The following is a 13,810-nucleotide window of genomic DNA, read 5'->3' on the forward strand; positions in this document are numbered from 1 at the left end:
GTGCGCTCGCCGATGTTGACGAACAGGGAGTCGTCGTCGATGTTGAGCGGCTCCAGACCGGCGAGCCGGGTGGCCACCGGGATGTCCGGCACCTTCCGCGGCGGCTTACCCTCGACCACCTCGGCGATCTCGGCGATGTGCGCGGGCGTCGTCCCGCAGCAGCCACCGACCAGGTTGACGAAACCGGCCTCGGCGAACTCGGCGACGTAGCCGGCCTGACGCTTCGGGGACTCGTCGTACTCGCCGAACGCGTTGGGCAGCCCGGCGTTCGGGTAGCAGGAGACGTAGGTGTCCGCGATCCGCGCCAGCTCGGCGATGTAGGGCCTCATCTCCGGCGCGCCCAGGGCGCAGTTGAGGCCGACCGCGAGCGGCTTGGCGTGCCTGATCGAGTTCCAGAAGGCTTCGGTGACCTGACCGGACAACGTCCGCCCGGACGCGTCGGTGATGGTGCCGGAGATGATCACCGGCCAGCGGCGTCCGCGGTCCTCGAACAGCGTCTCGATGGCGAACACCGCGGCCTTGGCGTTCAGCGTGTCGAAGATCGTCTCGACGATGAGGAGGTCGGCCCCACCGTCGACCAGGCCCTTCGCCGCTTCGAGGTAGGCGGCCACCAGCTCGTCGTAGGAGACGTTGCGGGCGCCAGGATCGTTGACGTCCGGCGAGATCGACGCGGTCCGTGTCGTGGGCCCCAGCGCGCCGGCGACGTAACGGGGCTTCTCCGGGGTGCTGAACTCGTCGCAGGCCGCCCGCGCCAGGGCGGCGCCGGCGTAGTTCAGTTCGTAGCCGAACTCCTCCATGCCGTAATCGGACAGCGAGACCGCGTTCGCGTTGAACGTGTTGGTCTCCAGGATGTCGGCGCCCGCCTCGAGGTACTCGCGGTGGATCGCCTCGATGATCTGCGGCTGCGTCAGGTTGAGCAGGTCGTTGTTGCCGACCAGATCGCTCGGCCAGTCCTTGAACCGCTCGCCGCGGTATCCGGCCTCGTCGGGCCGGTCCCGCTGGATCGCCGTGCCCATGGCGCCGTCGATGACCAGGATCCGCCGGTCGAGGGCGGCCTCCAGTTCGGCGGTGCAGTCGGGGCGGATGTTCGGCGCGGAGGTGTTCGGCTCAGGGATGTTCACGCACGTTCCTTCCGTAGTGGAAGGCGTCCTTGACTCTGCCGAGCGTGGCGGATACCAGGGGAAACGAGGCCCCGGGGTAGCCGTTGCAACGCCTCTCGACCGGCAAAGTCTACGTCGTCACCCGATCGACGTCTGGACGCCCAGCTCATCGCCGCGATCAAGCCCGACCCACTCGGCGATCGCGGTGCCCACGAGCCACAGCTCGCGGATCTTGTCGGCGATGTCGTCGTCACCAAGGTTAACCAGAGTGCAGCCGAACGAATTTCGTATCCACGCCGTCGGCCGCCGGCGGCTGGGTTCCCATCGTGCCGTCGCCGACCAAGACGTGCGTCGACGAAACGTCGAGCACGTCGGTGTCGTACACGCGGTCGTCTGCGCCAGTCACACCGCCAGGGTAGTCGGGCAGACAAACGCGGGCGCGGGTCGATGCCCGTCATCGAGCCCGTACAGGGCTTACGCTGGCCTTGTGACCACCTCGGATTTCAGCGGTCCGATGCGATCCGACCTGCCCGATCTTCGCGACACGATCGTCGTCGCGGCGTTCGAGGGCTGGAATGATGCCGGAGACGCGGCCAGCGACGCGCTGGAGCACCTGGACGCGATCTGGGAGGCCGAGACCATCGTCGAGATCGACGACGAGTCGTATTACGACTACCAGGTCAACCGTCCGGTGATCCGCCAGGTCGACGGGGTCACCCGCGAACTGGTGTGGCCGTCGATGCGCATCTCGCACTGCCGTCCCCCCGGCAGTGACCGCGACATCGTGCTGATGCACGGGGTGGAACCGAACATGCGCTGGCGCACGTTCTGCGCGGAGTTACTGGCCGTCGCCGACAAGTTGAACGTGCAGACCGTCGTGATCCTGGGCGCGCTGCTGGCCGATACCCCGCACACCCGGCCGGTCCCGGTGTCGGGCGCGGCGTACTCCGCCGACTCGGCCAAGACGTTCGGGCTGGAGGAGACCCGGTACGAGGGGCCGACGGGCATCGCCGGGGTGTTCCAGGACGCGTGCGTGCAGGCCGGCATCCCCGCGGTGACGTTCTGGGCCGCGGTGCCGCACTACGTGTCGCAGCCACCGAACCCGAAAGCCACCGTCGCGCTGCTGCGCCGGGTCGAGGACGTGCTCGACATCGAAGTGCCGCTGGCGGACCTGCCCGCCCAGGCCGAGGAATGGGAGCAGGCCGTCACCGAGATGACCTCCGAGGACGACGAGATCGCCGAGTACGTGCAGTCGCTGGAGGAACGCGGCGACGCCGAGGTCGACATGAACGAGGCGCTCGGCAAGATCGACGGCGATGCGCTGGCCGCGGAGTTCGAGCGCTATCTGCGCCGTCGCGGCCCCGGCTTCCGCGGCTGACGCTCGCCTCTTCCCCTACTCGCGAGGGTGCGCGCTTAGGCCTCGAGGTCCTGGGTGCGGGCGCCCATCGACCGGCCCAGCGCGGCGACCTCGGCGTCCATCCGTGGCAGCAGGTCCGGCACGAACTTGAGGACCTGACGCTCGCCGACCGGCGTCGCGAGCAGGGGCTTGAGCCAGCGCAGCGCCCCGACCCAGCCGGGACAGTTGATCTGGCGGCTGCGCTTCTCGATGCCTTTGACGAACGCCGCCCCGCACGCCTCCACCGAGGTCGTCTTGTTCAGCGGGAACGGCAGCCGGCTCAGCATCTCGGTGAACGTCGGCAGGTCGGCCTTGGTGTCGCGCACGAGTGGGGTGTCGATCCAGGACATGTGCGCCGAGCCGACGGCGACGCCGCGGTAGCCGACCTCGAGCCGTAGCGCGTTGGCGAAGTGTTCGACAGCGGCCTTGGCGCTGTTGTACGGGGCCAGCCCCGCGCGACCGCGACCCGCTCGCCGGCCAGCACGGTGTACACCGTGGCGTCGGCCAGCGCGCTGCGGGACGGGCGGGACCAGCCGAATCCCGCGGTGGCGCGCTCGAACATCTGCAGCAGCGCGGCGTGCCTGCTGTCGTCCTCGCCGGCCCGCAACGCGATGACACGCAGCGACGTGGGCGGCAGACCGAGCCGGCTGGCCAGTGTCGCGGCGTCCGCCGGGGACTCCAGCAGCCGGATCACCAGCTCCGATTCGACCTGACGTTCCAGGTCGGCGCTGGCCCGCGAGCGCAGCAGGTGCAGCGCGACGGTGTGGGCGCCGTCGGCCAGCGCCCGTCGCCGTTCGCCGGTCAGCGGGTCCCCGCACGCCACCCACACCGACCCCAGCAGTTCCCGTCCGGCGCGCGCGGCCACCACCATCCGACCGGTCAGCCCGATGCCGGCGTCCCCCGGCACGAACACCGGATCGTCGGACACCGCCAGGTGCGCGAACACCCCGTGGGATTCGAACACCGCCCGCACCTGCGGCGGCGCCTGCCGCGCAAGGATCGTCGCCGCGCGGCACGGGTCGGCGTCCTGCTGTTCCCGGGAGAACGCCAGCACCTGGGATGCGCGGTCCTCGATGACGACCGCGCCGCCGACGGCGCCGGAGAGGCTGTCGGCGAGCGCGAACAGATCGGTCGGACCCCGTCCCGACTCGGTTTCGCGGCCCTCCATGACCAGGCCGTAGACGATCGCGGCGAACTCGCTCCACGGCATCGCCGGGTCGAGGACGACGACCGCGACGCCGGCGGTGTGCAGGTCGGCGCCGGCGTCCGCGCAGCGGGTGAGCACGACGACGGAGCGGGCGGCCCGCGCCCACTGCAGCGCCTCGGTCTGCGAGGACGCTCCGACGGCGAGCAGCACGTCACCGGTCACCGTGCGGCCGTCGACCTGTTCGGGGAGCACGACACTGCGCAGTTCGACGCGCCGGTCCGCCGAGCCGCCGTGCCAGCGCGCACCGTATCCGCCCAGGACGTTGATCAGCCGATCCAGCGTGATCATGGTGCTTGACGCTACGCCGGCACGCAGGCCTGCCCGGTTACCCTGTGACGCGTGGCTGTGTCCGACAAGCCGGGTGGTTCCGACACCTCCGTGCGCGCGCCGCGCGCCCGGATGACCGGCACCGAGCGGCGCCAGCAGTTGATCGAGATCGCCAAGTCGCTGTTCGCGGAACGCGGCTTCGACGGCACCTCGATCGAGGAGATCGCGCTGCGGGCCAACGTGTCCAAACCGGTGGTCTACGAACACTTCGGCGGCAAGGAGGGCCTCTACGCCGTCGTCGTCGACCGGGAGATGTCGGCGCTGCTCGACGGCATCACGCGGTCACTGACCAACAACCGGTCCCGGGTACGGGTGGAACGGGTCGCGCTGGCGCTGCTGACCTACGTCGAGGAACACACCGACGGTTTCCGCATCCTGATCCGGGACTCACCGGCCAGCATCACCTCGGGCACCTACTCGACGCTGCTCAACGACGCGGTCAGCCAGGTCGCCTCGATCCTGGCCGGCGACTTCTCCCGCCGCGGGCTCGATCCCGATCTGGCGCCGCTGTATGCGCAGGCGCTGGTGGGGTCGGTCTCGATGGCCGCGCAGTGGTGGCTGGATGTGCGGGAGCCCAAGAAAGAGGTCGTCGCCGCGCATCTGGTCAACCTGTGCTGGAACGGGCTGACCCATCTCGAATCGGACCCGGCGCTGCACCAGGAGTGACCGCCCGGGCGCCGCGGTGCCCGACGTCGGGGACCGCCGGTGAGTGCCTACGATGGAGTCATCATGACCGTATCGGGGACCCTCCATGTCCACACCCCGATCGCGGGCCTCGTCGACCTGGCACTGCGTGATCCCTGCCTGCAGGAGATCTCCCGTCGCGCCGCCGACCGGCCCGCCGATCTCCAGCTCGTCGGCCCGGCCGGCGCCCGCGTGTTCGTCGCATCCGCGCTCGCCCGGTCGGGTCCGCTGCTGGTCGTCACCGCCACCGGCCGGGAGGCCGACGACCTGACCACCGAGCTGCACGGGGTGTTCGGCGACGCGGTGGCGCTGTTCCCGTCGTGGGAGACGTTGCCGCACGAGCGGCTCTCACCCGGGGTGGACACCGTCGGCGCCCGCATGATGTTGCTGCGCCGTCTCACCCACCCCGACGACGCGCGGCTGGGGCCGCCGCTGCGGATCGTGGTCACCACCGCCCGGTCGCTGTTGCAGCCGATGGCCCCCGACCTGGCCCGGGTCGATCCGGTCACGCTCACCGTGGGCGGTGAGGCGGACTTCGACGCGACGGTCGCGCGTCTGGTCGACCTGGCCTACACCCGCGTGGACATGGTCGGCAAGCGCGGCGAATTCGCGGTCCGCGGAGGCATTCTCGACGTCTTCCCGCCGACGGCCGAACACCCGGTGCGTATCGAGTTCTGGGGTGACGAGGTTTCCGAGATGCGGATGTTCTCGGTCGCCGACCAGCGTTCGATCCCGGAGATCGAGATCGACACGATGATCGCGGTGCCGTGCCGGGAACTGCTGCTGACCGCCGATGTGCGGGAGCGCGCCGCGGCGCTGTCGGCGGAGCATCCGGTCAAGGAGAACAGCGTGCCGGGCAGCGTGCCCGAGATGCTGGCCCGGCTGGCCGAGGGCATTCCGGTCGACGGCATGGAGGCGCTGCTTCCGTTGTTGCGCCCCAGCGACTTCGCGACGTTGCCCGACCATCTGCCCGCGGGCACCCCAATGCTGGTGTGCGATCCGGAGAAGGTCCGCACCCGCGCCGCCGACCTGATCAAGACGGGGCGCGAGTTCCTGGAGGCGTCGTGGTCGACCGCGGCGGTCGGCGGGGACGTGCCCATCGACATCGAGGCGCTCGGCGCGTCCGGCTACGTCGGCTATGACGACGCCCGCGACGCGGCGCGCGCCGGCGGACATCCGTGGTGGACGCTGAGCCAGCTCGACAGCGGTTCCGGGGAATCGGTCGCGGTCGACATCCGGCCGGCGCCGTCGGCGCGGGGTAAACAGCACAACCTCGAAGAGATCTTCGCGATGCTGCGCGCCCACGTCGCCACCGGCGGCTACGGGGCGGTGGTCACCCCCGGCAGCGGCACCTGCAAGCGCGTCGTCGAGCAGTTGTCCGAAACCGACACGCCCGCAGCGGTTCTGGAGCCGGGTGAGGAACCCAAGGCGGGTGTGGTCGGGGTGATCAAGGGCCCGCTGCACGACGGGGTGGTGCTGCCCGGCGCCAACCTGGTGGTGATCACCGAGACCGACCTGACCGGCAACCGCGCGTCGGCCACCGAGGGCAAGAAGCTCGCGGCCAAGCGCCGCAACGTCGTCGACCCGCTGGCGCTGACCGCCGGCGACCTCGTCGTCCACGACCAGCACGGGATCGGTCGCTTCGTCGAGATGACCGAGCGGGTGGTCGGCGGCGCGCGCCGCGAGTACCTGGTGCTGGAGTACGCATCGGGGCGCAGGGGCGCCGGAAAAGACGGTACCGACAAGCTGTATGTGCCGATGGACTCGCTGGACCAGCTGTCGCGCTACGTCGGCGGCGAGGCGCCCACGCTGAGCCGGCTCGGCGGCAGCGACTGGGCCAACACGAAGACCAAGGCGCGCCGCGCGGTGCGCGAGATCGCCGCCGAGCTGGTCGCGCTCTACGCCAAGCGGCAGGCCTCGCCAGGGCACGCGTTCGCCCCGGACACGCCGTGGCAGACCGAGATGGAGGACGCGTTCGGGTTCACCGAGACCGTCGACCAGCTCACCGCGATCACCGAGGTGAAGTCCGACATGGAGAAGCCGGTCCCGATGGACCGGGTGATCTGTGGCGACGTCGGCTACGGCAAGACCGAGATCGCGGTGCGGGCGGCGTTCAAGGCGGTCCAGGACGGCAAGCAGGTCGCGGTGCTGGTGCCGACCACGCTGCTGGCCGACCAGCACCTGCAGACGTTCACCGCGCGGATGACCGGCTTCCCGGTCACCGTCAAAGGCCTGTCGCGGTTCACCGACCCGGCCGAGTCCCGCGCCACCGTCGAGGGCATGAAGGACGGGTCGGTCGACATCGTGATCGGCACCCACCGGCTGCTGCAGACCGGTGTGACGTGGAAGGACCTCGGCCTGGTCATCGTCGACGAGGAGCAGCGCTTCGGCGTCGAACACAAGGAGCACATCAAGTCGATGCGCACCCACGTCGACGTGCTGACCATGAGCGCCACCCCGATCCCGCGCACGCTGGAGATGAGCCTGGCCGGCATCCGCGAGATGTCGACCATCCTGACCCCGCCCGAAGAGCGCTACCCGGTGCTCACCTACGTCGGCCCGCACGACGACAAGCAGGTCGCCGCCGCGCTGCGCCGCGAGATGCTGCGCGACGGGCAGGCGTTCTACATCCACAACCGGGTGCGCACCATCGACTCCGCCGCGGCCAAGGTGCGGCAGCTGGTGCCCGAGGCCCGCGTGGTGGTCGCCCACGGTCAGATGCCCGAGGAGCAGCTGGAGAAGACGGTCGAAGGCTTCTGGAACCGCGAGTTCGACATCCTGGTCTGCACCACGATCGTCGAGACGGGCCTGGACATCTCGAACGCCAACACGCTGATCGTGGAGCGGGCCGACACCTTCGGCCTGTCGCAGCTGCACCAGTTGCGCGGCCGGGTGGGCCGGTCCCGCGAACGGGGTTACGCCTACTTCCTGTATCCGCCCGAGGTTCCGCTGACCGAGACGGCCTACGACCGGTTGGCGACCATCGCGCAGAACAACGAGCTGGGCGCGGGCATGGCCGTGGCGATGAAGGACCTGGAGATCCGCGGCGCCGGAAACGTGTTGGGCGCCGAGCAGTCCGGGCACGTCGCCGGGGTGGGCTTCGACCTGTACGTGCGCCTGGTCGGCGAGGCCGTCGAAGCGTACCGGGCCGCCGCGGACGGGAAAACCGTTGCCACACCGGAAGAACCGAAGGACGTCCGGATCGACCTGCCGGTCGATGCGCACCTGCCGCCGGACTACATCGGCAGCGACCGGCTGCGGTTGGAGGCCTACCGCCGGCTGGCCGCGGCACCCGACGACGCCGCCGTCGACGCGGTGGTCGACGAGCTCGTCGACCGGTACGGGCCGCTGCCCGAGCCGGCCCTGCGGCTGGTCGCGGTCGCACGGCTGCGGCTGTTGGCGCGCAGGCACGGGATCACCGAGATGGGCGCCCCGTCGGCGTCGACGTTGCGGATCGCGCCGCTGACGCTGCCGGACTCCGCGCAGCTGCGGCTCAAGCGCCTCTACTCGGGTGCGAACTACCGCGCCACCACCTCCACGGTGCAGGTGCCGATCCCGCGCGCGGGCAGCGGGGTGGGGGCTCCGCGGATCCGCGACCTGGAGCTGGTCGCGTTCGTCGCGGGATTGTTGCTGGCCATCGACGGGAAACCGGACGAGGAAGTTGATATAACCAAGTTCGGAGGTGGCTCATGACGGTCGTCCTGGTGGACCCGCGGCGTCCGTCACTGATACCCATCGAGGCGATCGGACTGCTCAGCGGTGACGTCCAGTACACCGAGGAGATGCCGATCAAGGTGCCGTGGTCGCTGCCGTCGGCGCGGCCGGCCTACGACGGGGAGCACGCGGAGGTGCTGCTGTCGTCGGATCCCGAGCATCCGTCGGTGACCGCGCGCGTCGCGGCGGGGGAGAAGGTGATCTCCGCACCCGAGCCGCAGTCCGGTGAGCGTCTGGTCGACGCCGTCGCGCTGATGGACAAGCTGCGTACCGCCGGGCCGTGGGAGAGCCAGCAGACCCACGACTCGCTGCGGCGGTACCTGCTGGAGGAGACCTACGAACTGTTCGACGCCGTCCACGGCGGGGATCTGACCGAACTGCGCGACGAACTCGGCGACGTGCTGCTGCAGGTGCTGTTCCACGCCCGCATCGCCGAGGACGCGCCCGAGCATGCATTCGACATCGACGATGTCGCCGACGCGCTGGTCCGCAAACTCGGCAACAGGGTGCCCGCAGTGCTTGCCGGAGAATCCATTTCGTTGGAGGATCAGCTGGCGCAGTGGGAGCAGCGCAAAGCCCTCGAGGGCTCGGCGCGCCAGTCGGTCATGGACGGCATCCCCACCGCGCAGCCCGCACTGGCGCTGGCGCAGAAGGTGCTGGCCCGCGCCGAGACGGGCGGAGTCCCGGCCGACCTGCTGCCCGCGGAGATCACCACGGTGGCTGTGTCCGCTGAGGTTGACGCCGAGAATGCTTTGCGCTCAGCGGTTTTGGAGTTCATGGCCGACGTGCGTATCGCCGAGCGGGCGGTGAAGGCGGCGCGGCGCAGCGCCGATGTGGCCGAGGAACTCGACGACAACCCGGCCGGGGTCATCTCGGCCGAGGAGTGGCGGACGCACTGGCCGGGGACCGATGCCGACTCGGCGGATGACGCCGAAGCGTCGGAACCCCGGGACGAGGTCGCCGAACCCGACGGGTGAGAAATCCCGGGTTGCGTAACCACACGGCGATTTCGGGGCCCGTTTCCGCCCTGCCGTTACGCAAATCGGCTCAGTCGAACAGCGTGGAACCCCAGAACGTCGAGGTGTCGCCCTCGGGAATGCCTGGTGGGCAGGCGAACACCGCTGAGCTGGTCGGTGTGACGTACTCGTTCATCGCGTCCTGCCGTGAGATCGCGTTCTGCATCGGCACGAACTGCGTGACCGGGTTGCGCACGAACGCGATGAAGAACAATCCCGCATCGAGATGGCCGAAACCGTCCGACCCGTCGGTGAAGTTGTAACCGCGGCGCAGGATCTCGATCCCGCCGAGATGCTCCGGCGAGGCCAGCCGGACGTGGGCCAGCGGGTCGATCAGCGGCTCGTCCTCGTCGTCGGTCAGGTCGAAGTTCAGTTCTTCGAACTCGTCGGTCAGCCCCATCGGGGCGCCGCTGCCCTTCTGCCTGCCGATGACGCGCTCCTGCTCCAGCAGCGTGGTGCGGTCCCACTGCTCGATGCGCATCCTGATCCGCCGCGCCACCAGATACGTGCCACCGGTCAACCATGCCGGGCCGTCACCGTCGGCGACCCAGACGAACCTGTCCAGCTTGTCCGTCTCGTCCGAGCGCAGGTTCGCCGTTCCGTCTTTGAACCCGAACAGGTTTCGCGGCGTGGTCTGCTCCCGCGTGGTCGACGACGTGCGGCCGAACCCCAGCTGCGAGTAGCGCACCGCGACGGTGCCGAAACCGATCCGGGCCAGGTTGCGGATCGCGTGGACGGCCACCTGCGGGTCGTTGGCGCAGGCCTGCACCACGATGTCGCCACCGCTGCGGGCCGGGTCGATCTTCTCGTTCGGGAACTTCGGCAGGTCGACGAGTTCGGCCGGCTTCCTGTCGGCGATGCCGAACCGGTCGACGCCGTCCTTGACGAAGAACGACGGCCCGAACCCGATGGTGAGTGTCAGCTGTGACGCCGGCAGGCCCAGGGCCTCGCCGGTGTCCGACGGCGGCGAGTACGGGTTCTGGCCGGTGGCCCCGTTCGGGAACGCCTCCTCGCCCTGGGTCATCCGCTCGGCCATCTCGGTCCAGTCGGCGAGCATCTTGACCACGTCGTCCCGGCGCTTCGTGGTCACGTCGAACGTGGCGAAGTGCATCCGGTCCTGGGCTTCGGTGACGATGCCGGCCTGGTGCCCGCCGCGGAACGGCACCGCGGTGTTCAGGTGGTTCGGAGGCTGGGCCGCCGACGCCCGGCCGGCCAGCGCTCCCGCCCCGGCCGCCCCGACCACCGCGGCCGTCACCCCTGCGGCGCCGAACAGCTTGCGCCGGCTCAGCCCCGACCGTTGCGGATCAGGCCGGGGCTCGGCGTCGTGACTACTGGGGTGCGATGACACCTTGCACCTGGCTGACTTCCTTGCTCAACGCGTCGATCGCACGGGAGAGTTCCTGGCGCTCCGGCTCGGTCACCTTGTCGTAGGTGACGAATCCGTCGCCGTCCCGGTACTTCTCCAGCAGCGCCTCCACCTCTTCGAAACGCTGGTCGACACGGGTGCCCAGATCGGGGTTGCGCTCGTCGAGGATCGGGCGCACCGACGCCACCGCGGTCTGCGACCCCTGCAGGTTGGCGTTGAAATCCCACAGGTCGGTGTGGCTGAAGATGTCCTCCTCACCGGTGATCTTGCTGGTGGCGATCTCGTCGAGCAGACCCTGCGCGCCGCCGGCGATCTGGGTGGAGTCGACCGAGAAGTCCGGCGCGCCGACCCCGGCCTGGAGTTCCTTGACGTCGGCGACCAGCTGGTCGGCGATCGCGTTGGTGTCCGGCTGCGGCCCGGTCACCCACAGGTCCTTCTCCAGCCGGTGGAAGCCGGTCCACTGCTGGCCGGGCTCCAGGTCGGCCTCGCGAAGGTCGATGCGCGGGTCGAGGTCGTTCGGGAACGACTCGGCGACCGGCTCGATGCGCTCGTAGTACACCCGCGACGTCGGGTACTGGGCCTTGGCCGCCTCGATGTCGCCGCTCTTGACGGCCGCGACGAACGCCTCGACCGCCGGCACCAGAGCCTCGACCTGGCTGTTGACGTAACGCTTGTAGTTGTCGGCGGCCTCTTTGAACTTGCCCTCGGTGTCGATCTGCACCTCGTCGCCGGTCACCGTGAAGTCGCTGCGGATACCGTCGCCGATCATGCCCGGCTTGCACGCGGTCTGGTAGGTGCCGGGCTGGCTGAGCTGCACGATCAGCTTGCGCTGCAGCCCGGGGGAGATGTTCTCGACCTCGCCCATCACCCGTTCGCCGTCGTCGTAGACGTAGAACTCGGTGACCTTGGTGCCGTTGTTGGTGACGACGAACGTGTTGGCGCCGGTCTGACCTTCGGTGCCCGACAGTTCGCAGGAGTCGTCCGAGGCCTCGACGGTGATCTCGGACGGGGCCGTGCCGCCGCCCTCTTCGGACGCCGCCGGGGCCTCCTCCTTGGCCTGGCAGCTGGTCAGTGTCAACGCCGCCAACGCCGCCGCGACAACGGCAGCAGAGGTGTGAACCTTCACGTGGAGGACCTTTCGGGAGAGGGATCGGGTGTGGTCGGACTCTTGGGCGTCGGAACCCGTGTCGGCCGCAGGAACAGGGCCAGCACGACGACGAGGTAGGCGAGGTAGCCGGTGAGTTGCAGCACGGTCGGCGTGGGCGTGACGTTGAAGATGCCCTGGATGACCTCGCCGTACCAGGACGACCAGTTGATCCAGGTGCTGATGTCGAAGGCCCTGCTCGAAAGGCCGGGCAGCCAGCCGACGGTCTGTAGCGCGCCGACACCGTAGGACAGGATGCCCGCGGCGACGACGATCAGGAACACGCCGGTGTAGGTGAAGAACTTGCCGAGGTTGATGCTCAGCGCGCCGCGGTAGATCCCGTAGGCGATCGCGCCCGCGACGGCCACGCCGGCGATCAACCCGATCAGCGGCCAGACCGTCTGCGCCTCCGCGTAACCCACCATGAACAGCGCGGTCTCCACGCCTTCGCGGCCGACCGCCAGGAATGCCAGCAGCGTCACGGCCAGCGGCCCGGTCTCCAGCGCGCGGGCCATCTCGCTGCGCAGCTCGCCCGACATGGATGCGGCCGCCCTCTTCATCCACAGCACCATGGTCGTGACGATGCCGACGGCGACCAGGGACGCGACACCGGCGATCGCCTCGGCGGCCAGGCCGGTGATGGTGTTCGAGCCGAACTGGATCGTCAGGAACACGGTGACCGTCAGTGCGACCGCGGCGCCGACCCCCAGCCAGACCCATCTGAGCGCGTCGCGGCGCTCGGACTTGGTCAGGAACGCGACCAGGATCGACACGACGATCGCGGCTTCGAGTCCCTCCCGCAGACCTATGAGCCCGCTGCCAAAAAGCTGTGAGGTGATGTTCGGGGCCGCGTAGTAGGTGGTGACCATCTGGTCCGTGCCGGCACCCATCATGACGTCCTCGCTACGCGTCGCCCACTGTGCTTCGGCTTACCAAAGCAAGGTGTGGCTCACCTCATTTTCAGAGGCGCGAACAGAAATGTACACCGGCATTCCGCGGCCCGGGGTCGGTAACCTGTCCGGTTTTGCATGGGAACATGGGCTACGTACCAAAGTGGGTGTAGGGAGTCCGGTGACGCGGGTGCGTTGGCTACAGGCGATGGCCGTGATCGGCGCGACAGCGCTGATTCTGGCCTCCAGCTGTTCCTGGCAGCTCGGCACCGTGATTCCCGACGGGGTGCCACCCCCTCCCGGGGACGCGGTGCCGCAGATCGACACCTACGCCAAGGGCAGGCCCGCCGACCAGCTGCACGACTGGGCCGCCGAGCGCGCGCCCGCGCTGGGCATCCCGGTGACCGCGCTGGAGGCCTACGCCTACGCCGCCCGCGTAGCCGAGGTGGAGAACCCCGACTGTCACCTGAAGTGGACGACGCTGGCCGGCATCGGCCAGGTGGAAAGCCACCACGGCACCTACCGCGGGGCGACCGTCGCCCCCGACGGCGAGGTGACCCCTCCGATCCGCGGTGTGCTGCTCGACGGCACCGGCGGGAATCTGGCGATCCTCGACCACGACTCGGTGAGCCACGACGGTGAGGAGCCCTACGCACGCGCCATGGGGCCGATGCAGTTCATCCCGGAGACGTGGCGGCTGTACGGCGTCGATGCGAACAACGACGGCGACGTCAGCGCCGACAACATCGACGACGCGGCGCTGTCGGCAGCCGGTTATCTGTGCTGGCGGGGCAAGGATCTGTCGAGGCCGCGGGGCTGGATGGAGGCCCTGCGCGCCTACAACCACTCCGACCAGTACGCCCGCACGGTCCGGGACTGGGCGACGGCGTACGCGCAAGGACATCCGCTCTGACCACGCCCGCCGGCGGGCCACACTCTAGGCTCAATGCCGGAAACGTCTGAGCA

General features: G+C 69.5%; 9 protein-coding genes and 3 pseudogenes. 5 read left to right on the top strand and 7 right to left on the bottom strand.

Translation table 11 applies throughout. From position 1 onward, the window contains the following. Nucleotides 1-1,121, bottom strand: a 1,121-nt coding sequence (locus ASJ79_RS20560) for a homocysteine S-methyltransferase family protein (RefSeq protein ID WP_197420303.1), incomplete at its 3' end; no start/stop codon positions are given. A 165-nt stretch (nucleotides 1,122-1,286) separates the two neighbouring features. Then, nucleotides 1,287-1,506 (bottom strand): annotated as a pseudogene (locus ASJ79_RS32535) (hypothetical protein); the annotation flags it as partial. A 108-nt stretch (nucleotides 1,507-1,614) separates the two neighbouring features. On the opposite strand from ASJ79_RS32535, the gene ASJ79_RS20565 reads away from it, so the two are divergent. After that, nucleotides 1,615-2,478: a PAC2 family protein gene (locus tag ASJ79_RS20565; RefSeq protein ID WP_156448550.1), complete on the top strand. Its 864-nt coding sequence runs from the start codon at nucleotides 1,615-1,617 to the stop codon at nucleotides 2,476-2,478. A gap of 35 nt (nucleotides 2,479-2,513) precedes the next feature. On the opposite strand, the pseudogene ASJ79_RS20570 reads toward ASJ79_RS20565, so the two are convergent. Together ASJ79_RS20570 and ASJ79_RS20575 are read right to left on the bottom strand one after the other, a co-directional pair. Then, nucleotides 2,514-2,948: pseudogene (locus tag ASJ79_RS20570) on the bottom strand (SDR family NAD(P)-dependent oxidoreductase); the annotation flags it as partial. Next, a pseudogene (locus ASJ79_RS20575) lies at nucleotides 2,942-3,991 on the bottom strand (PucR family transcriptional regulator); the annotation flags it as partial. The pseudogenes ASJ79_RS20575 and ASJ79_RS20570, both read right to left, overlap by 7 nt. A 111-nt stretch (nucleotides 3,992-4,102) precedes the next feature. Between ASJ79_RS20575 and ASJ79_RS20580 the strand changes: the two are divergent. The 3 genes from ASJ79_RS20580 (at nucleotide 4,103) to ASJ79_RS20590 (ending at nucleotide 9,405) form a co-directional block, all read left to right on the top strand. Next, nucleotides 4,103-4,696, top strand: coding sequence for a TetR/AcrR family transcriptional regulator (locus tag ASJ79_RS20580; RefSeq protein WP_067959325.1), 594 nt, complete (start codon nucleotides 4,103-4,105; stop codon nucleotides 4,694-4,696). Between the two features lie 63 nt (nucleotides 4,697-4,759). Next, nucleotides 4,760-8,407: a transcription-repair coupling factor gene (gene mfd / locus ASJ79_RS20585; protein ID WP_067959338.1), complete on the top strand. Its 3,648-nt coding sequence runs from the start codon at nucleotides 4,760-4,762 to the stop codon at nucleotides 8,405-8,407. Continuing rightward, on the top strand, nucleotides 8,404-9,405 hold the full coding sequence (locus ASJ79_RS20590; RefSeq protein ID WP_067959221.1) for a nucleoside triphosphate pyrophosphohydrolase: 1,002 nt from the start codon (nucleotides 8,404-8,406) through the stop codon (nucleotides 9,403-9,405). The genes mfd and ASJ79_RS20590 overlap by 4 nt, the downstream gene beginning before the upstream one ends. Nucleotides 9,406-9,475: 70 nt before the next feature. On the opposite strand, the gene efeB is transcribed toward ASJ79_RS20590, so the two are convergent. The 3 genes from efeB to efeU are packed head-to-tail and all read right to left on the bottom strand — an operon-like array spanning nucleotide 9,476 to nucleotide 12,847. After that, complete coding sequence (gene efeB / locus ASJ79_RS20595; protein WP_067959224.1) at nucleotides 9,476-10,792, bottom strand: iron uptake transporter deferrochelatase/peroxidase subunit; 1,317 nt, start codon at nucleotides 10,790-10,792, stop codon at nucleotides 9,476-9,478. Further along, the gene (efeO, locus tag ASJ79_RS20600; protein WP_067959227.1) at nucleotides 10,773-11,936 is read right to left on the bottom strand and encodes an iron uptake system protein EfeO; all 1,164 of its coding nucleotides are present in this window, start codon (nucleotides 11,934-11,936) and stop codon (nucleotides 10,773-10,775) included. Before efeO ends, efeB begins: the two co-directional genes overlap by 20 nt. After that, entirely contained in the window at nucleotides 11,933-12,847 is a 915-nt protein-coding gene (efeU, locus tag ASJ79_RS20605) for an iron uptake transporter permease EfeU (RefSeq protein ID WP_369803728.1), read from the bottom strand. Before efeU ends, efeO begins: the two co-directional genes overlap by 4 nt. 178 nt (nucleotides 12,848-13,025) lie before the next feature. On the opposite strand from efeU, the gene ASJ79_RS20610 reads away from it, so the two are divergent. Further along, entirely contained in the window at nucleotides 13,026-13,757 is a 732-nt protein-coding gene (locus ASJ79_RS20610; protein WP_067959229.1) for a lytic transglycosylase domain-containing protein, read from the top strand. Nucleotides 13,758-13,810 lie beyond the last annotated feature (53 nt).

The sequence above is a fragment of the Mycobacterium sp. NAZ190054 genome, from assembly GCF_001545925.1.
GTDB lineage: Bacteria > Actinomycetota > Actinomycetes > Mycobacteriales > Mycobacteriaceae > Mycobacterium.